The following is an 18,988-nucleotide window of genomic DNA, read 5'->3' as shown; positions in this document are numbered from 1 at the left end:
GTCGATTCTCTGTTTAAAAACAGAGAATCGACCTTTTTAGTAATGAAAGTCTCATTTATTCATGCTACTACAGTTTTAACCCATTATGATTAGCCTACCCCTAGTAAAAAACTCTCAATTACTATAACGGAACACTCTCTATACATTTAAATCATTGTTTAAATTGCTTCTTCAAAGGGGGCTTCTGTTTACTTGCGTGCTTTATTGACTTTTAACGTTTTTCCTTTAATTTTGCGGTTTTGCATTTCAGAAATAACATAGGGTCCTTTACCGTTCATGATTTCTACATAGGTAACATTTTCCTGGATCGTGATAATACCAATGTCTTCGGCTGAGATATCCCTGATACTCGTCAGTGTCCCGACAAAATCAACAGCACGAAGTTTTTTCTTTTTCCCACCATTAAAATATACTTTAGTAATATCTTTATTCAATTCTTTATTACGAGCTATTTTTGGAGCCAGTCGTGTGTTAATTTTCTTTTCAAAATCTGCCTTGGCCCGAGTGACCGCACGTTCATTAGGTGTAAATACTTCTGTAAGCTCATGACTGTCATCAAAAGCATAATCATGAATTTCCTGCCAGCGTTTTTGGTCAGCAGGACTTACCATCGTTAATGCCAGTCCTGTTTTACCAGCTCGACCTGTCCGGCCTGTCCGATGCGTATAACTCTCTTTTTCAACAGGAACATCAAAATTGACGACATGCGTCACATCGTCAATATCTATTCCACGAGCAGCAACATCTGTGGCTACTAAGTAACGAAGCTTTCCAGAGCGGAATTCGTCCATTACGTCTAAGCGATCGTCTTGATCCATCCCGCCATGCAATTTATCAATCGGCAAGCCAGCTTTTTTCAAATAACTGACAACCGTATCTACTGCATCTTTCGTATTACAAAAGATGATACAAGCATCCGGGTTCTCGATAGTCAATAAGTTTAACAGTTGTTTTTCCTTCGTTGTCTCTTCAACATTAATATAAGAATGCAAAATCTTAGGCGTATTCTCCACTGATGATTCCATTTTGACAGAAGCACGCTCAGGAGTCATATAGAAGCTTGCTAAACGATCTATTTGTGCAGACATAGTAGCAGAAAACAGCATCGTTTGACGTTCTTTCGGTAAATAATCGATAATTTCTTCCACCTGTTCAATAAAACCCATATTGAGCATTTCATCTGCTTCATCTAAAACTAAGCTACTAACCTTATCTACTACCAACGTACCTTCTTTTAAATGTTCCAATATCCGACCCGGAGTTCCAACAACAATATGGCTCTTTTGCTTGAGCTCAGACTTCTGCGTTTTAAAAGATGACTTGCCGAATACTGCAGTAACCTTTATCCGCTTCAAACGACCAATATTCATGATATCGTCCTTGACTTGCAGCGCTAACTCCCGAGTTGGAACCAAAATCAAGGATTGAGGTTTATTTTCTTCCCAAACTGCTTGTTCACAAAGTGGAATACCAAAAGCAACAGTCTTCCCACTACCCGTCTGGGACTCTACGATGATATCTTGTTTCTCTAAAGCCAACGGAATAACCGCTTCCTGTACTGCTGTCGGGTTAAAGTAACGCAAGCTTTTTAATGCTTTTAATATTTCAGGATCGATTCCAAATGTCTCAAATGATGTATTATTCATATGCCCTGCTCTCTTTTTTGCTTAATTTTTTTTATGTTTCTATTTAACCATGCATTCTTTCAAGAACACATTCAACCAATTATTCTTCTTCAAGTCTAAAATTCAACATACTTTTTCCAGTAACGGTTTTTCCGTCTTTCCATAAGAATTGAACAGCATATTGTTTACCAAGTTCATTTTCACCAATTTTTATGTTAACAACCTCTCCTTCAACAACTTTACTTTCAACCACTGTCTCAGAATGTTTTTTTACTTGCATTAAACTGACTTCACTTGGCTTGGGCTTGATCATACTCCAATCAATATAGATAGTATCCCCAATTTCAATTTCTCCAAAATGTACTTCGGGAAAGTTGTAAGGTACATTATTTTCGGTAGAGTTCCAAAATATTTCTGTATAAACACTATCAAACCCTACTTTTAAGTCCTCATTGGTGCTTATACGTTTTATAGAAGGAATCTTCGTATTGAAAGAACTACCTTGTTTGTCATTTTGCAAAACAACCTCTTCTTTAATTATTTGTTCCTTGTTTTCTTGTTTACTTTCTTGACTTACCGGGGCTTCTTCCACGCTAGAACAGCCTGAAATAATCAATAAAGTTAATAAAATTATTACAATTTTATTCATCGCACTACTCCCAAGTATCTATTCGTTTTTGGATTGCTTGCTTAGTCTACTATCCGTCTCCTTATGAAAAGTATTCCTTACTTATATCTTAACTAAGTCATCATCCTTTTACCAGTATTCTCAAAAACAATAAATTTAAATTCTCTACCTTAAGAACCATCTAGTATATGGGACTTCAAATATTAGCTTTTATTTATGTATGATAAGGTTCTGCGTAATCTGTCTAAAACAAATTTTTTGAATTGCTATTTGGAAAGTCTAGATATTCGTCTACTTCAGTATTTATAGATTGAAATAGTCTATATAGTGGTTTTTTAGGCATAATTTAAAGTAGTATTTCTAAACGTGTTATTTTCAGCTTAAGATAACATGAGTATGCCTATATAACCTATTCATGTTAAAATAACAAATAAGAAACTATTGGAGGATGATATTATGAACCAAGTACTTGTTGAAATTTGCCTGCGTGTCAGAGACATTGAGGCTACTTTAGACTTTTATACGAATCTATTTGATTTTGAAGTTGCCAGCCGCAGGGAATTCCCTGAAAATAAATTTGATTTAATTTATCTAAACTCTCCTGGCTCTTCTGTACAAATTGAACTTACTTACAATTACGATGCCGAGCCATATAATGTTGGAGATGGCTTCAGTCATTTAGGCGTAACGGTTAGCGACTTGGAAAAAATGCACAAAATCTGTAAAGCTTCTGCTTACGAAACCGGTGAGTTAAAAGGACTTTCAAGCGGCACACCGTCTTATTTCTTTGTGACGGATCCAGATGGTTACCGAATCGAAGTAAAGCGCGCAAAATAAATTTCGAACACCTTTAATATAAGCCTACTAGTTATTGCCAACGGGAGTGTCAAGAAGTTTGTGTAAATATAACGTTCCTTGTAAGTAGAAAGAATCTATCGACAGCTGCCACAAGAGTTAGTCGCAATAAAGGAGCAACTGGGATAGACGCTATGACAGTTTGAGAAGTCGAGGAACATCCAGAATACCTATTTCTCCAATCTTCTCAGGATTAGCAGGCAATATTGTACTAGATGGGGAAGAGCGTACAATCCTAGATACTAATTTATTAAAAGTCACTTATAGTTCTTCTAAAGAAGTAACTCAGGGTGATGATGATGCAAATATTATTTATGTAATTGATGGACAACCAGCAGATAACCCTTTCAAAGCATCCGTATTAGGAAGAATTCAAGGGATGGATGGACTTTCAAATGAGATTAAAGTCGGAAGTGAAGGAATGGTAAATACTCTTGCCACTAATGTAGGTAATGGTCAGATCAAAACATCTATCAGCGCAGAATTTGGACAAATTGTTTACACCTATGAAGTAATCGTAACTGATATTGAATTGCCTTTTACTACAAACGCATCCGCGTCAATTATCTTAAAAGTATATTTAAAGACTTCTAATTTCCCACCAGAATACCCAGTACCCGTAGCAGTCACAGGGAAAATAAATGAAGTTTCTACTGAAGCATTTAATGGGGAAAAGGTAGCAGCAGCTATAGTTGGAGTTGTAGCAATAGTAGGTATAGCGCTTTTGGCGATATATGCAGCTCCAGTGGCATTAACTACCCTGACTAATCTGGCAAGTTCGTTTACTGCAATTACTGCAGCGCTATTGGGAAGTTAAAAAGCTAATAGATAATATACGAAGCTAAGAAAAACTTCACAGAGGAAATTTTTAAAAACTCCCCTTAAAGTATAGAAATTTGAGACTACTTCAGGGGGAGTTTTTATGTGTTTAATATTTGGTCACTATTGAAAAAATGTAGAGAAGAAAATACAAAGTAACGTTATTCTGAATTTATCTCTTTTTTTATTCCATATATATTAACGCGTCCTAAATTTAGTTTTTTGCAACAAGAGTGTGCTAAAATCTTTAACATCTTCCGGCGTTTCAAAGAAATACTTTGGAATATAAATAACGACTATAGGATTTACATATACCAAAAACATATCACTAAACTCGTATGACTTAAATACATCGCTCCATTCATACCATTGCACGACTTCGTTTATCATTTCAATTTTTATCCCAAGGTCATTTGCACTATGTGTAGCTTCCTTACCTGCAGATGGCGACAGTTCATAAAGGGTTTTTGTACGCTTTTTGATTAAAAAATACAAAGCAATTATACCGCCAATAAGACCTATAGCTACGGTAAACGCAGTCCATATAATAGCACTTTGTTGAGAAGTAGATTCATCTTTAAAAGCGTTGTAAAGGATAAAAGACATTACAGACACCATAATACCAAGATAGGTCAGTGGGTATTTACGTCGGATGATCCAATGATAACGGGTAGCTTTGTATAAGTAGTCTAGACTTAAAGCTCCTGTAAAAACGATTTGCTTATTTTCTTCTTTCATAAGTATCTCCTTATAGTTTTTTTATTTATCTATTTTTTTGGTTTTTGTAACAAGAGCGTACTAAATTCATTAATATCTTCCTGCGTTTTAAAAAAAGACTTTGGAATATAAATAATGGATATGGAGTTTACGTATATCAGAAACATATCACTAAATTCGTATGACTCAAGTAGATCTTCCCATTTATGATATCGCACCACTTCACTCATCATTTCGATCTTTAGCCCATCGTCATTCGCGGTATATTTAGCTTCTTTACTTATGATAGGATCCATTTTATAAAGATCTTTTGAACGTTTCTTATATATATAATATGCAGCGATCGCAAGGCAAATCAGCCCGACAGCCATTGTGCCCATTGTCAGTATAATGGCTGTTTGTTGGGAAGTAGATTCATCTTTAAAGGCATAGTAAAGGAGAAAAGACAGTGCACTCATCGTAACAACCAGATAGGTTATGGGATATTTGCGTTTGACAATCAATTGGTAGCGGGTAGACTTATGTGTGTCGTCTAGGCTTAAAGCTCCTGTAAAAACGATTTGCTTGTTTTCTTCTTTCATAAGTATCTCCTTTTTGAGTAGTTGATTCTGAACTTTATAATTAACAGCTAATAGAAAGACCTTTGTTTTATAAAATTGTAGTTCTTTATAATTGTTTGGGAGCGTCAAGAAGTTTGTGTGAATAAAGAGTTTCTTCTGTAAAAAGAATTTAACTCTCTGCTAATGTTCCAAATATTTCCCATAGCTCTGTTTCAGCTTGCTGGAAACCGCGGGGCTTAGGGTTAAAAATTTCTGACTGTACAGACTAAAAAGCGATCCATAGATTCTCGATTCAGAAATAAAGCTATCAGACTTTATTGGTTTAAAACTCAACCATCAATTCTTCAAATAGAAAACAGCTTTTCAAGGTCAATTAATTGAATATTTGGGTTGTCTTTAGACTCCTTAAAAAGAGTATAAACTATTTCTTTTTTTGTGAGAAAAATTCGGATTTATTTTTTAGATCATTTAAAAAATTCATCTCAAGTAGCTGATTTCTCCATTTAAATTATCCAAAGATGATCTCATTATCACCTATTGCAACTAAGTCAATCTCCTCTTGCCGTTTTTCACAGGGGTTATTCCCCCACCAGACGCCGTGCTCATGTATATAGAAGGGAAATTTATTGGATTGAATTAAATATTCCAAATATACTCTAGCCATCTGTTCAAAGGCAAATCCCATAAAATTAGAAAGAACTTCTTTTACTCTTTCTTGATAAATGGTTTCTGCTTGTCTTAATTCAATCGCTTGAATATTCGGGCGAACGAGCTGATGCCAAAAGCGATACATTCCATCTACAATCACATAAATTGATTTTTTATATCTTTTAATTCATAACTTCTTCCAATAAATTCCATTTGTGAACCCGCCTCCTAACATTAGTACACCCCCACTAATCTAATTAGCAATATCGTGATTATTTAAATTGCGATATTGCTAATTTTAATTAACCATATTTTTCTCCTTTGAAGTAATAAGAAAAAGCATAACTCATCAAGATATATTTATCTAAAAAATTAGTAGACCATCATACTCGCTTTAATCATTTTCATTGGTTAAAGCGAGTATGATGAATTGAAAAAAAGGGAAATATTAAATCCAATACTACTTATACTATTGGTAATCTACTGTTAAATTAACTACAATAGTGGATAATAGATAACTATAATATAGTGGTACAGTGACTAGCTATTTGAAAGGCGGCGTTAAAAATGTCAACACAAAAAGAAACTTATATCAGATTGATTAATAAGTCTGAAGATTATATCGAACAACATTTAGACACATCAATTGCGCTCAAGGATTTAGCTGAAAATTTTAGTTTCTCAGAATTTCATTTTCACAGGATTTTTAAAAAGTTTTCAAATGAAACTTTAAAAAAGTTTATTTCACGATATAAATTAGAACGTGCTGCAATTTTTATTTGTGTTAATCATTCAATTTCATTAACAGAAGTTGCATTTTTTTATGGCTACAACGATGTTAGTTCTTTTAGCAGAGCTTTTAAACACCATTTTGGAACTAGTCCGTCAATTTATAAAAAAGAGCAAGAAATGACAAGGAAACAAAGAAGTAATATGTAATAATTTAAAGATTATTTATATTCGTTTCAGAGGCAGCTACGTAGAATTCAGAAAGATTAGTCGAAAATTGTTTAATGAGTTGTTTGAATTCGCAACTGAACAAAATTTAATTGATCCCGAGATTACAAAAGTTTTGACTATATATGATGATAATCCATATATAACTCGTGAAGAAAACTTACGAACTAGCGTAGCAATGATTATCCCAAATGACGCAGAAGTGAAAGAACGAGGTGAAATATGTGTATCTAGTATCTCAGGTAAATTTGGAGTAGGTCACTTTGAATTATCTGCTAAAGAATATGGTAATGCTTGGCAATATATGTACCAAGATTGGCTTTTTAAAAAAGCAGAGAAAGCTAGAGACGCTGCTCCTTTTGAATTATATGTTACTGAACCACCTAAAAATTTTAAAGATAAAAGCCTGACAGACATTTATATTCCTATTAAATAAAGATTAAAATTATATGTTCGTTTTTAAGAAAAAACAACCATGACTTCAGAATTAGGAAGTAAAAAAACTAAAAAAATCATCACACCTAGCAGTATCAATATAAGGTTTGTATGTTTCTTCATTTTAAACTCTTCCCTATATAGGTAAATTGATATATCAAAATTATTTTATTATACACTTATTCCATATAAAGACAGCATTAAAGACACACTGCTTTGCAAAAATGTGCAGGGTAGTGTGTCTTTGTAAACCTCATTTACTTATGGTACGGTTCTCCGTATCATTTTACGGTGATAAATTTTATCAGGGTGTAAAATTAAGTAAGATGCTATACTTTCGAAATTAACATCTAACTATTAGTAAAAGAAACTATTCGCATACATTTAATTTCTATTTTAAATCATTAATTAATGTCTCTAGCACGCTATCGTGAATAGTAACTTCAGCATCTTGATCGAAATAATATGAAACCATTCTTATTCCATTACGATCCAATCTATTATAATAATAACAAGCATTTACTTGGGTTTTTGGACTTGGCATGAGCTTAATAAATGGCAGTAATTTAAGTGGGTCATAACCATCTTCCTCAAGTAGATATAAGTTCTCAATATCTAGTCCATTTGAAACTTCAATACTCTTTTCAACAAATGTATTTCTAGTTCCTTTTACTAACCTACAATTACAATTATAGAAACCAGAACTAAAATGTCCATTTCCTGGTTGAATTAGCTGGTATCCTTCGTATATATCACCAATTACTTTTCTTAATGCATTTAGCTCTCTTTCTAGCAACATCAGTCTATTCTTGACATCTCCCTCACTTTCAACTCCTCCGTGACCTTTCCAATCATTTCTGTAGCTTCTAGTTCTATCTAATATTTTATATACTTCCTTGGATGATATTATTTCAATAAAACTTTTTCTTTTTTGTTGAAATAATCGTAAACATTGATCAGGGTATTTGTCCATTAATTTTCTAAGCTTCTTAGCTATATTTTCTCCAATATGAACCCATGTTCCAAATGTTGCATTGGCTAATCTATCGGCATCTATTTCATAAATATACTCTTTATCTATAATTTCACCATTTTTCGCATAGGCACTCATCATTAATACAACTTGAAATTGAGCGAATGCTTCAAAAAAATGTAGCAAAAATTCTTTCTTTGAGAATACATCAGTTTTAGCATAGTATTTATACAGAATAGATGCTAGAGGAAAAGGTAATGTTTCTATCCATTCTGTAACTCCATCTTCTCTGTTTAGTTTTTCTAATCGTTTATTTAAATGCTCATGGCTATTGGGATAGTTCCATGCTTTGCTTTCAATACTGAATAATTCATTTCTTAATTCATCTACCTTTGATTGAATATCTAATATTTCTTGTTGTATACTCTTTTCAGGAAGATATAAATTAGCCGATTCTAAAGTACTTTTATTAATTTTTCCTACGTAGGCTCCACTCGTTAAGCTATCTCTAAGAATCAGACCTACTTCTGTATTGAACCACTTTGCCAGATAAATAGAGTTTATACTATCTTTTAGTACAATTTGAAAATAATTATGAGTTTTATTTTTCATTTCACTTTGATCATTGACTGCATCAGAACGACCAATATTAGGCAAATATACTGAATTAGCATGTTCTTTAAATTGACCAATTTCTTTTTTTACGCTATTTATTTGTAATGCAATATCAGTAATTGGCACTTCTATTAAATTAGCTTTTTTAACAAACCTCTCTATTTCTAACTCTTTTTCCAACTTTCCATAAGATAAGAAGGACTTATGATCTACTAGCTTTCCATTTGTTAGAACTTTACTATCTTTTCTATTATTCCATCCTGATATTACTTGTTCTAAATTCTCATTTTTTAATTCACTAATAAATAAGTCCCCGTACTCTTTTTTACTCAATACTATTAAATATGTTCCTATATTTGTGTTGACATGAGTTCCTGGAGGCAAATAAAAAGCTGCATCTAAAAAAATACCCTTGTCTTCTAATATTGGCAAAATGGAGTTTCTCAATTTTCTATTAAAAAAATTATGATTAACAACAAAAAACATTCGACCGGATTCTCTTAATTTATAGGACGCTTTCAATATTAATAAATGAGCTAGTTCTGCTCGAATTTTTTTGTTATTTACTGTTGTTTCAGCTTTTATCCCCATTGGAGGAAAGCTACATATCAAATCAAACTTAAATTCCTTCATTTTTTCTAATTCAATTAAAGGATCACCAATAATGCTTTGATATTTATTATCTTTCAACATCATGCCTGTTATAGTAGCCCATTTATCATTATTACTAATCAATACACTACTATCAGTATTTATTGATACTTCCCCTAACAACTCCCCATATATATTCCATGGTATTAGCACATCACTCTTATTTGTAATTACTTTTTTCATAAATTCAGAAACTATTTTAGGTGTGATTCCATGACTATATTTATTATGCTTTTTAAGTATTTCGCGAATATCGTCATAGCTTAAATCAATATGTTTTTCGAGCCCACGTTGAATCATTTCATCTTGATTATTAATTTTTTTACCCGAATAATAATCAGTACTCTCATATAATTGCTTTAATTTATTATTCATTTTTTACCTCCTATATGAATTTAATTAAAATACCATTTCTTCATGACTAATAGTTAATTAGTTAACAAATTTCATCTGAGTTAATAATCAGATTTTATACTATCGGTTCACTCATGTTATTCTTCTTTTTCTAGTGCTTCTTTTATTTTTTGGCCATTATCTTTTAATTTCAGTAATTCTGGTTTAGTTTCTAACTTTTCACTTACCTTATTTTTTCTCATAAAAACACCTACATCTACTTGTGAGAACCCCTGAGATATTAAATGCCTTTTTAACACTTTATAACAATACTGAATTTTTTCATATCGAAGCCACATTGCAGCATCATCCATACTTATATGCCAATACTTGTTCAAGAGCTCTATGATTTTTCTGTCTTCGACACCTGCATCATATAAACTAACTATATTCCTTTGCAGACCAGCATCTAAACCTTGAATATGTGCATCTAGTTCTCTCTCACTCATTACTTCTCTAACGCTTTCTATCACAATATTAGACAGATCTCTTCCATAGCTCTTAAAACGTTCTATACTTGAAGTGTCATCATTATTATTCATTTTAATCTCCTTTTCGAATGTTTAGTCATTTTTTAGAATACCGAATGTTTATCCTGATACGTCTCCCATAAAAAATATACTATTGTCGTAGATGTTCCTACTGCTAGACGGGCATATCTAGGCGGCAAAGAAACAAACGTTTTTGCTTTGCCATGGCCATCACCGAAAATATTCCTTAGTTCTGCCATACTCTGTGGAATTGCATTTAAATTTCCTAATATTTTGGCTGCAATTTTTCCGGACTCTTGCTCTTTTTCCTGTGTATTAGCTGTTAGTCCTAACTCTTTCATTACTAATTTTAAAAGCGGGCTAAACTCCATTTTTCTATCATATTCACTACCTAGTTCGTCTAATATTGTCTTTGCACATGATTCCATTAATTCCTTAGCTTTGCCAATAGCTACATTCGGATTTGACTCAATATTTTCTAACATTATAGAAACCTGTGAATCAATATAATCTGAACTAAACTTAACTTTTAATTCTTCAGTGTAATCTTCTATCCATCCTCCATTTGTGATTGCAACAATCTCATAAACTGGTCTACCACTAAATTCTTTGGTAACTTTCAATTTCATTTTATCAAATTTTAATATTTCATTTATTTTATTTAAATAGTTTTTCCATTCCGATACCTCATCCCTAACTAACGGGTGAAATATGTTATTAATGAACTTTACAAATAAATCATTATCATTAGTTAAATTTAATCTCTCATCTTCAAAGACCCAATCGATATCCCAATCATCATTATTTATAGTGTGTTGTCTTATGTCCTGTTTCATATTGCTAAATCTAGAATCAGATGAAGGCAACTCATCTAGATTAATTATTCTGTTAAGAAAAGTTATTTCACTATATTTACCAAAATACTGAAATTCCAGCTCATATAAACCAACTCTTAATAAATCTAAAATATCTCTTTTCGATAAATCAGAGATTATTAGTTTTCCTTCTTGTGTTCCATTCAACACATCAAGCCTCCTTAATTGACAAGCTAATCATATTCATCTTAAAAAATCCCCATACCCGTACTTATAGTAGGATATGGAGATTTACTTTTTTATTACATTTTCGCCATCTGCCTACCATCCCAGTGTTCTGCTTGTTTAATGACCAGTTGAATAGCTTCTTTGTAGTTGCCTGGATATTTGTATTTCTTCAGCAATCTTTTAATGGTACGGTATACATTCGCTCGTCCGGATTCTCTCATCATCCAGTCGGAGGTCATTTCTTCTGAAATGGATTCAGCTAATTCTTTCGTTAACTCAATCAGCTGATCATCTGTATAGAAATCCTGAACATTTTTTGGATTACTTATGGCATGATAGAAAGCCATTTCTGCACGAGATAAGCCTAAGCTTTTATGCTCTTCTTCCAATGCCAATGCTTCTTTTGCTAACTTAACAAGCTCTTCTCTTGTGTTCTGCACATTCGTAGCTTTATATTCATCATAATCTTCATTTAATGTATCTGCAAAGCCTGCAAAACGGTCCAGCGATTCTGCATTATCTACTAAACCTTCTCGATATTTTTTCATAATTCGACGAAGACGTTCAGAAAATTCAGATCCCTTAACTACATCTGTACGTAAGATAGAACGTATCTCATCAGTTAATAATTTATTTAATAACTCAACAGATAAATTCTTCTGTTCCAACTTCTCAATCTTTTCTAGGAAGTTGGGATCAAACAGACTAAAACCACGCTCAAAGTCTTGAAATAGATTTATAACACCTTCACTTTGTATCGATTGGTGTAATAGTTCGCTAATCTGTTTATTGATTTCTTTCCGTGATAGTTTCGTAGTTGTACTGGTGATTCTATTGAGACTGATGCGGATAGCTTCGATATAAGCAGCTTCCCTTTGTTCTTGCTCTGTTGTTACAGAGGAACACAGAGTATGCGCTTGCTTTAATTGATAGGATTGATCCTTGAAATCTTTTTGTTTCTCTACATTCATGCTTAACATATGATTGATACCCTCACGAATAAGATCTGCCATATCAGCATCTGTCGTCTCTTTTGAGAAAATCCGTGAATAATTAAAGCTGTTAAAGAACACATTCCGACAAACTTCTAGTTTTTCTTGAAACTTAGGATAAGCAGAATCTCGTATGTTCGCATTATCAATAGCTTCTTGGTCAGCTTTAGTATAGTCGCTCATTGCTTCTTTCAAGGCTTTACCAATGCCGATATAGTCAACTATCAATCCGCCTTCTTTTTCTTCAAAGACTCGGTTCACTCGTGCTATTGCCTGCATCAAGTTGTGACTTTTCATTGGTTTATATACGTACATCGTAGATAAACTAGGGACGTCAAAACCGGTTAACCACATATCAACCACTATAGCGATTTTCATCGAGTCATTGTTGTCTTTAAACTTACGAGCTAATTCATCCCGATCAGCTTTTGTGCCAATGACTTCTTTCCATTCTTCAGGATCATTGTTATTCCCAGTCATAACAACTTCTACCATACCCTGCCAGTCTGGACACAATTCGATCATTCGTCTGTATAGTTTCATAGCAATACGGCGATTATAGGCAACCACCATTGCTTTCCCTGTTAACAGCTTTGCTCGGTTACCCTCGTAATGCTCAAGAATGTCTGTTACTAACGTATCAATCGCTTGGTCAGAACCTAATAGAACTTCTAAGCGGCTCAGTTCTTGTTTGCTTTTTTCGATTTCAGATTCTTCAGCCAAATCAGCCAGTTCATCATACTTTGCATCGATTTGTTTCAATACCTCATCATTAAGATTTAAATTAATAACTCTATTTTCATAATAAATAGGTTTTGTGGCACCATCTTCTACTGATTGAGACATATCATAAACGTCAATATAGCTCCCAAAGACTTCTTGGGTATCCTTGTCATTTTCTGTAAGCGGCGTTCCTGTAAAGCCAACATAAGTGGCTTTTGGTAGCGACTCACGAACGATACGTGCCATACCTCGCTGGATTTTCCCATCTCGAGACACCTTTTCTCTTAATCCATACTGAGAACGGTGAGCCTCGTCTGTCATTACAATAACATCTTTTCTGTCGGTCAAAGGTTCATCAGACTCTGCAAACTTCTGCATAGTTGAAAAGAAGATACCATTCGACTTTCTCTTATTAAGCAGCTCTTTTAAGTGAGCTCGGGAATTTGCTTGAAGTGGTGTCTGTCTTAAAAACTCCTGTACTCTTGAAAATTGCCCGTAAAGCTGATCATCTAGATCATTTCGATCCGTTAATATTACAAAAGTCGGTTGATGCAGTTTGCGTGTTACTAACTGTGTGTAAAACACCATCGAAAGTGATTTCCCAGATCCCTGCGTATGCCAAAACACACCGCCACGTCCATCTCCCTCTTCCATCGCTTGAAAAGTAGACTGTACCGCCTTATGGACAGCAAAATACTGGTGATACTGTCCCATTATTTTGACCGTATTACCTTCTCTATGCTCAAAGAGAATAAAATTCTTAATTATATCTAATAATCGTTCTTTTTGTAGAATACCGGTAAGTAGTGTACTGTAGTCGGCAAACCTCGTACTCTCATAGTTCCCGTCCGTTGTCTTCCACTCTTTATACCATGATTCATTAGATGTAATTGTTCCTACTTTTGTATGAGTGAAATCTGAAATGATATTAAATGCATTATAGACAAAGAGTTCTTCTATGTCGTATTGATAGTTTTTGATTTGTCTGTAAGCACTTGATATGTCTGCTTGAGTTGTTGTAGCGGATTTTAATTCAATCACTACAATAGGAAGCCCATTCAGGAAAAGAACAATGTCGGGGCGCTTTTGTTCTTTCCCTATTATCGTATATTGGTTAGTAACTAGGAATTCGTTCTTATCAATGTCCTGGTAGTCTACTAAATGGACGCGAGTTGTCTTCTGTTTACCTTCCTCATAATGACCAACTTCTACGCCATTTTGTAAATAGTCAAAAAAGTGTTCATTCCGATTTTCTAACAATCCTGCATCGATATGTTGTATTTGATAAAGTGCTCGATCGATTACATTTAAAGGTTTATTGGGGTTAATATTAATTAAACTTTCTTTCAATATTTCTTCTGCAATAGGCATCTTATAGTTTGGACGAATGATTTCCTGGTTCGGAACAAACTGATAACCTAGATTCTGAATTTCTTTGAGAAAGACTTTCTCCAGTCCGTCTTCTAAGAATTTCACTTCTGCCATTTTGTCACCTCCTAGATAATTTTGTCAATTTTCAGCACCTTCTATTTCATCTCAATTACTTCATCTACTTGAATGTCTCCTGACATTAACTTTGGGAGCAGTGTGTTACGGGTTTCTGATAGTCTATTGCTCTCTCTACGTAGATTAATAGAATATAATCTCATATTTTTTAAAGCTTTTAAATTTTTATCCGTTTCAATATTTATAGGTAACATTACTTCAAGATTATTTATATACTCTTTATTAGCATGTGGTATAGCTGACCCAGTATTTTGGTTTCTAACGTGATCTTGATTAATAAGTAAATACCAATAGATATATTCGTTGACCATATCACGATCGGTTTTAAGCCAACTAAATGTAGAACCAATGATTCCTTTATATCCATAGTAAATATTCCCTGAGTTTGCCCCATCCATTAACATGAAAACATCAAGGTCCTCTATTAGAACACCGTCATTTCTAGGTGCAAATGTAACCTCATTGCTATCTATATATTTTTTTACAAGATATGGTATATAATCTTCTTTTGGCTGATCGCTAATATTTTTCGGTTTTCTTCCCTTTACAAATTCAAATAATTCTCCAAACTTCTGATTTTCCAACTTATTCTCTTTAGATAAATCAATATTCATATATTTTTTTTCAAAAATTAGCTTGGCTTGTTCTTCAAGGTTTGCAATGATTGCATTGTTATTCTCGATTTTATCATCTAATGATGAGAGTATACTTGCGATTTTATTTTGAGTACTAATTTCTGGAAGAGGTATTTCCATATTAAATAGATCAGTTTTTCTTATACTTGGTTGAGAAGTACCTCGATTAAATTGTTTTATTGACTCTTGTTTATAAAGCAAGAAATAATATAAATATTCATTTATCATTTTACTATTACATCTAAGGCCTAATGTGTTTTGTACTATAACACACTTTTCATCTGGCACCATTGTAACGTTCCCTATTCCGTTACCTACTAGAGTAATTAACACATCATTTTTTTTAAGATATCCTCTCAAAAAATTATTATAATCTTCTTCCGATAAAAATCTTTTAACACTACTTAAATTCGGAAATTTATTATTTTTAATTAAATAATTATCAATTACTGGATGTATTGATTCTTCCATATAATTTTGGGGATTTCTTCCCCGATTATCTATTTGTAAAGAAATAATTTCTTTAAACAGTACATTGTTTCCTTCTTTATAAATCAAAGCCAATTCCACCTAACTGTTCTCTTATTTCCTCTTCTAATTTGTGAGACTGATTTAAAAGTTCTCCAAGTTCTGCTGTTAAATTATCCATCTTCTCTTCAAATGGTATACCATCTTCTTCAACTTCTTCTAATCCAACGTATCGTCCAGGTGTTAAAACAAAGTTGTTTTGTTCAACTTCTTCTAGAGCAGCGTCATGAGCGTATCCCATTCTTTTTACATTTTCACCTTTGACAAAATCATGGTATGCATTAGAGATTGAATCTATATCTTCTAATGATAACTCTCTATGAGCCCGCGATACCATATATCCGAGACTACGTGCATCAATGAAAAGTATTTTTCCTTTTTGTTTTTTATTTTTATTTATTATCCAAAGAGAAACCGGGATTCCAGTTGAATAAAATAATTTTCCTGGCATTGAAATAACCGCTTCTACTAAGTCATCTTTGATAATGTTGGAACGAATATCTCCTTCTTTACCACCTGAAGATAATGAACCGTTTGCTAAGATAAGACCCATTTTTCCATTCGGAGCCAAGTGGTAAATCATGTGTTGCATCCAAGCAAAGTTTGCATTTCCTTCTGGTGGTGTGCCGTATTGCCAGCGAACATCTTCGGCTAGTTTATCTCCTCCCCAGTCGCTCATGTTAAAAGGAGGATTGGCTAGAATATAGTCTGCACGCATACTTTGATGCTGATTATTGTAGAACGTATCCGCAGCTCCTTGACCTAAATCACCTTCTATACCATGAATAGCTAGATTCATTTGTGCCAGCTTCCATGTATTGGCATTAGCTTCTTGTCCGTAGATTGACAACTCATTTATACGACCTTGATGGCGTTCCACAAATTCTGCTGATTGGACGAACATTCCACCTGCACCACAGCATGGGTCATAGACTCTTCCTTCATAAGGTTCAAGTATTTCTACAAGTGTCCGAACAATACTTGATGGCGTGTAGAATTCTCCAGCATTTTTACCTTCTAAACTTGCAAATTGAGCAATCGCATATTCATACGTGCGACCTAAAATATCTTTCGAATTACCATGTTCCTTTAATTTTAAATTGTTAAATAAATCAACTACTTCTCCTAACCGACGTTTGTCAAGCTCGGGACGAGCATAGTTCTTCGGAAGAATACCACGTAAGCGATCATTTTCTTCTTCGATTAAAATCATTCCCTGGTCAATAACTTGTCCTATTTCAGGTTCAGTCGCATGTTTGGCTATGTAGACCCATCGTGCTTTTTCAGGTACAAAGAAGATATTCTCAGCGAGGTATTCATCTCGATCTTCCTCAAAGCCATCGCCTTCTTCTTTAAGTTCGTTGTAACGTTCTTCAAAACTATCTGAAATATATTTCAAGAAAATCAAACCTAGAACGATATTTTTATACTCTGCAGCATCAATGTTTCCTCTTAACTTGTCAGCTGCTTTAAAAATTTCTTTTTCAAATCCTAAATCTGCACTATTTACTTTTTCTGTCAATGAAATCGCTCTCCTTCAAAATACTTATCATCATTATAGCACAGGCTATCCTGGTATTTAATTCATTCTCTAGTATTATTATATTTAAGCATAAGTAAAATCGTTATGATCAATTTCTCAAACATATATTATAACTTTGATTTCACAAATATAGTAAGGAGGAATATCATACTTAAACAGTCAGGTTTTCATCCCCCATCGACAAATGTCGATGGGGGTATTTTTTTGCCAATGCTTACTCGCGGCACTTAAAACTAAAGGAGGAAAAACATGGATTACATTCCATTCATTAAACTAAAGCAAGAAGTCGTTCATGAAACATCAATAAAAAGTAAGAAGCTCACATCAGCAATTACAGTTGCCAGTTATGCCCAAGAGCTTATCGGAAACTGCGATAGAGAGACGGTGATTGTGTTCGGACTAGGTACGAAATCAGATATTAATTTTATTTCGACTGTGTCAGTTGGATCTTTAAATACTTCCATCGTACATCCTCGAGAGATATTTAAAGCCAGCATTGCTTCAAACTGCGCTCGACTAATTATTGCTCACAACCATCCCTCTGGCGACATCAGTCCGTCAGATGCTGATCATAACTTTACTCGTCGAATTTGCGAAGCCGGTGAACTGCTTGGTATAGAAGTATTAGACCATGTCATTGTCTCTCCTACTGAATATTACTCTTTCGCAGAATACGGTCACATCAAAAGGGAGGCATAGCTTATGGACTATTCTGAACTCGCTCTCGACATGCTGAGCAAACACTTAGGAGAGCCAATAACTTTAGAAGACGCAGGTTACGAATCATATAGCTTTGAAGTCGTTGAACTAGATATGTCAATCATTCCGATGAGTTATCAATCGTACCTTTCAAGGTTTCAAAACGTCATGACTCATTTGTATGTATATAAAGAGCTTGTAGCATATATACTCTATCCATTAGCCGATTCAGCTTCCGATCCGAAATTAGTTGGCTTGCTTTACGAGGATAAACTGCTTGACTACCGCATTATTACAGGAGGTATTTAAATGTTCACACCTATTCTCATTTTAGAAATTATTGCATTGGTTGCTACTTCTGCTGCTAGAGAATTAAAAAAGAAAAAATAATCTAAGGAGTCTGATATATATGGTAAAAGAATTATCTGCAAGCATGACAACAAAAGTTATCGAAGAAGATTCAGGCACACATCGTTACGTGTTAGAACGGGCGTGGAATAAAAAAGGAAAAGCCAAAATGGCCACTGTTATTACCCTATATCCCAGCACCAGTGAGCTTATACTGACTGACACCACTACAATGCTAATTACGAACAACATTTACAAACTTGGCTATGATGGCTTTTTTTCTGTAAACCTATATTCTAAAGTGAACCTTCCCGTTTCCCCGTCCAAGTCTGGAAGTAAACGCAACTTTAAGAATGCCACTAATGCGACAAATGACAAATATATTCTTGAATGTGCAAAAAATTCGGAAATTGTTATATTAGCGTACGGGAGTTTACCTTCAAAGAATAAACAAGTGCAGCAACGATTAGACAAGGTTCTGAACCTGCTTGAAAAAGAAGGACTAGCAGAAGTAACAAGAGTCCTTACAGATCCAGAGAAAAAAACTTGTGTTCATCCCTTAGCATCCAAGGCAAGGAATAACTGGACATTCTAGTTCGTTCTT

18 protein-coding genes are annotated in these 18,988 nt (G+C 33.9%); 7 read left to right on the top strand and 11 right to left on the bottom strand.

Annotated elements, in window-relative coordinates; all coding sequences use genetic code 11:
* Positions 1–188: 188 nt before the first annotated feature.
* Together BLT22_RS04635 and BLT22_RS04630 are read right to left on the bottom strand one after the other, a co-directional pair.
* Positions 189–1,646: a DEAD/DEAH box helicase gene (locus tag BLT22_RS04635; protein WP_091761157.1), complete on the bottom strand. Its 1,458-nt coding sequence runs from the start codon at positions 1,644–1,646 to the stop codon at positions 189–191.
* A 79-nt stretch (positions 1,647–1,725) separates the two neighbouring features.
* On the bottom strand, positions 1,726–2,274 hold the full coding sequence (locus BLT22_RS04630; RefSeq protein ID WP_091761156.1) for a hypothetical protein: 549 nt from the start codon (positions 2,272–2,274) through the stop codon (positions 1,726–1,728).
* A gap of 435 nt (positions 2,275–2,709) precedes the next feature.
* Between BLT22_RS04630 and gloA the strand changes: the two genes are divergently transcribed.
* Positions 2,710–3,090 carry a lactoylglutathione lyase gene (gene gloA, locus BLT22_RS04625; RefSeq protein WP_087057019.1) on the top strand — a complete coding sequence of 127 codons (381 nt, stop codon included), beginning with the start codon at positions 2,710–2,712 and terminating at the stop codon, positions 3,088–3,090.
* Between the two features lie 160 nt (positions 3,091–3,250).
* Positions 3,251–3,925, top strand: a complete 675-nt coding sequence (locus BLT22_RS04620; protein WP_091761155.1) for a hypothetical protein — start codon at positions 3,251–3,253, stop codon at positions 3,923–3,925.
* Positions 3,926–4,125: 200 nt separating this feature from the next.
* On the opposite strand, the gene BLT22_RS04615 is transcribed toward BLT22_RS04620, so the two are convergent.
* From BLT22_RS04615 to BLT22_RS04605, 3 genes are all read right to left on the bottom strand, one after another.
* A complete protein-coding gene (locus BLT22_RS04615) occupies positions 4,126–4,665 on the bottom strand; it encodes a YcxB family protein (RefSeq protein ID WP_091761154.1) in 540 nt (179 codons plus the stop codon).
* Positions 4,666–4,694: 29 nt separating this feature from the next.
* Positions 4,695–5,225, bottom strand: a complete 531-nt coding sequence (locus BLT22_RS04610; RefSeq protein ID WP_091761153.1) for a YcxB family protein — start codon at positions 5,223–5,225, stop codon at positions 4,695–4,697.
* Positions 5,226–5,712: 487 nt separating this feature from the next.
* Complete coding sequence (locus BLT22_RS04605) at positions 5,713–5,997, bottom strand: DUF234 domain-containing protein (RefSeq protein WP_143020626.1); 285 nt, start codon at positions 5,995–5,997, stop codon at positions 5,713–5,715.
* Between the two features lie 422 nt (positions 5,998–6,419).
* On the opposite strand from BLT22_RS04605, the gene BLT22_RS04600 reads away from it, so the two are divergent.
* Positions 6,420–6,791, top strand: coding sequence for a helix-turn-helix transcriptional regulator (locus BLT22_RS04600; RefSeq protein WP_091761150.1), 372 nt, complete (start codon positions 6,420–6,422; stop codon positions 6,789–6,791).
* Positions 6,784–7,245 (top strand): AraC family transcriptional regulator, encoded by a 462-nt coding sequence (locus BLT22_RS04595; protein ID WP_091761148.1) that lies wholly within the window; start codon positions 6,784–6,786, stop codon positions 7,243–7,245. Before BLT22_RS04600 ends, BLT22_RS04595 begins: the two co-directional genes overlap by 8 nt.
* A gap of 390 nt (positions 7,246–7,635) precedes the next feature.
* Here BLT22_RS04595 and BLT22_RS04590 read toward each other — a convergent pair whose 3' ends face one another.
* The 6 genes from BLT22_RS04590 to BLT22_RS04565 form a co-directional block, all read right to left on the bottom strand.
* Positions 7,636–9,858, bottom strand: coding sequence for an N-6 DNA methylase (locus BLT22_RS04590; RefSeq protein ID WP_091761146.1), 2,223 nt, complete (start codon positions 9,856–9,858; stop codon positions 7,636–7,638).
* A 116-nt stretch (positions 9,859–9,974) separates the two neighbouring features.
* Positions 9,975–10,418: a hypothetical protein gene (locus tag BLT22_RS04585; RefSeq protein WP_091488807.1), complete on the bottom strand. Its 444-nt coding sequence runs from the start codon at positions 10,416–10,418 to the stop codon at positions 9,975–9,977.
* A 32-nt stretch (positions 10,419–10,450) separates the two neighbouring features.
* Positions 10,451–11,389: an abortive infection family protein gene (locus BLT22_RS04580; RefSeq protein WP_143020625.1), complete on the bottom strand. Its 939-nt coding sequence runs from the start codon at positions 11,387–11,389 to the stop codon at positions 10,451–10,453.
* A gap of 95 nt (positions 11,390–11,484) precedes the next feature.
* The gene (locus BLT22_RS04575; protein ID WP_091761142.1) at positions 11,485–14,610 is read right to left on the bottom strand and encodes a type I restriction endonuclease subunit R; all 3,126 of its coding nucleotides are present in this window, start codon (positions 14,608–14,610) and stop codon (positions 11,485–11,487) included.
* A 41-nt stretch (positions 14,611–14,651) separates the two neighbouring features.
* Positions 14,652–15,824 carry a restriction endonuclease subunit S gene (locus BLT22_RS04570; RefSeq protein WP_091761140.1) on the bottom strand — a complete coding sequence of 391 codons (1,173 nt, stop codon included), beginning with the start codon at positions 15,822–15,824 and terminating at the stop codon, positions 14,652–14,654.
* Entirely contained in the window at positions 15,814–17,316 is a 1,503-nt protein-coding gene (locus BLT22_RS04565; protein WP_091761138.1) for a type I restriction-modification system subunit M, read from the bottom strand. Before BLT22_RS04565 ends, BLT22_RS04570 begins: the two co-directional genes overlap by 11 nt.
* A 270-nt stretch (positions 17,317–17,586) precedes the next feature.
* On the opposite strand from BLT22_RS04565, the gene BLT22_RS04560 reads away from it, so the two are divergent.
* From BLT22_RS04560 to BLT22_RS04550, 3 genes are all read left to right on the top strand, one after another.
* Positions 17,587–18,036: a JAB domain-containing protein gene (locus BLT22_RS04560; protein WP_091761137.1), complete on the top strand. Its 450-nt coding sequence runs from the start codon at positions 17,587–17,589 to the stop codon at positions 18,034–18,036.
* Between the two features lie 3 nt (positions 18,037–18,039).
* Entirely contained in the window at positions 18,040–18,345 is a 306-nt protein-coding gene (locus BLT22_RS04555) for a hypothetical protein (protein WP_091761135.1), read from the top strand.
* Positions 18,346–18,469: 124 nt separating this feature from the next.
* Positions 18,470–18,979 carry a DUF1643 domain-containing protein gene (locus tag BLT22_RS04550; RefSeq protein WP_236048804.1) on the top strand — a complete coding sequence of 170 codons (510 nt, stop codon included), beginning with the start codon at positions 18,470–18,472 and terminating at the stop codon, positions 18,977–18,979.
* Positions 18,980–18,988 lie beyond the last annotated feature (9 nt).

This window comes from Marinilactibacillus psychrotolerans (genome assembly GCF_900101525.1).
GTDB classification, from domain to species: Bacteria; Bacillota; Bacilli; order Lactobacillales; family Carnobacteriaceae_A; genus Marinilactibacillus; species Marinilactibacillus psychrotolerans.
This window is presented reverse-complemented; position numbering and strand designations above follow the sequence as displayed.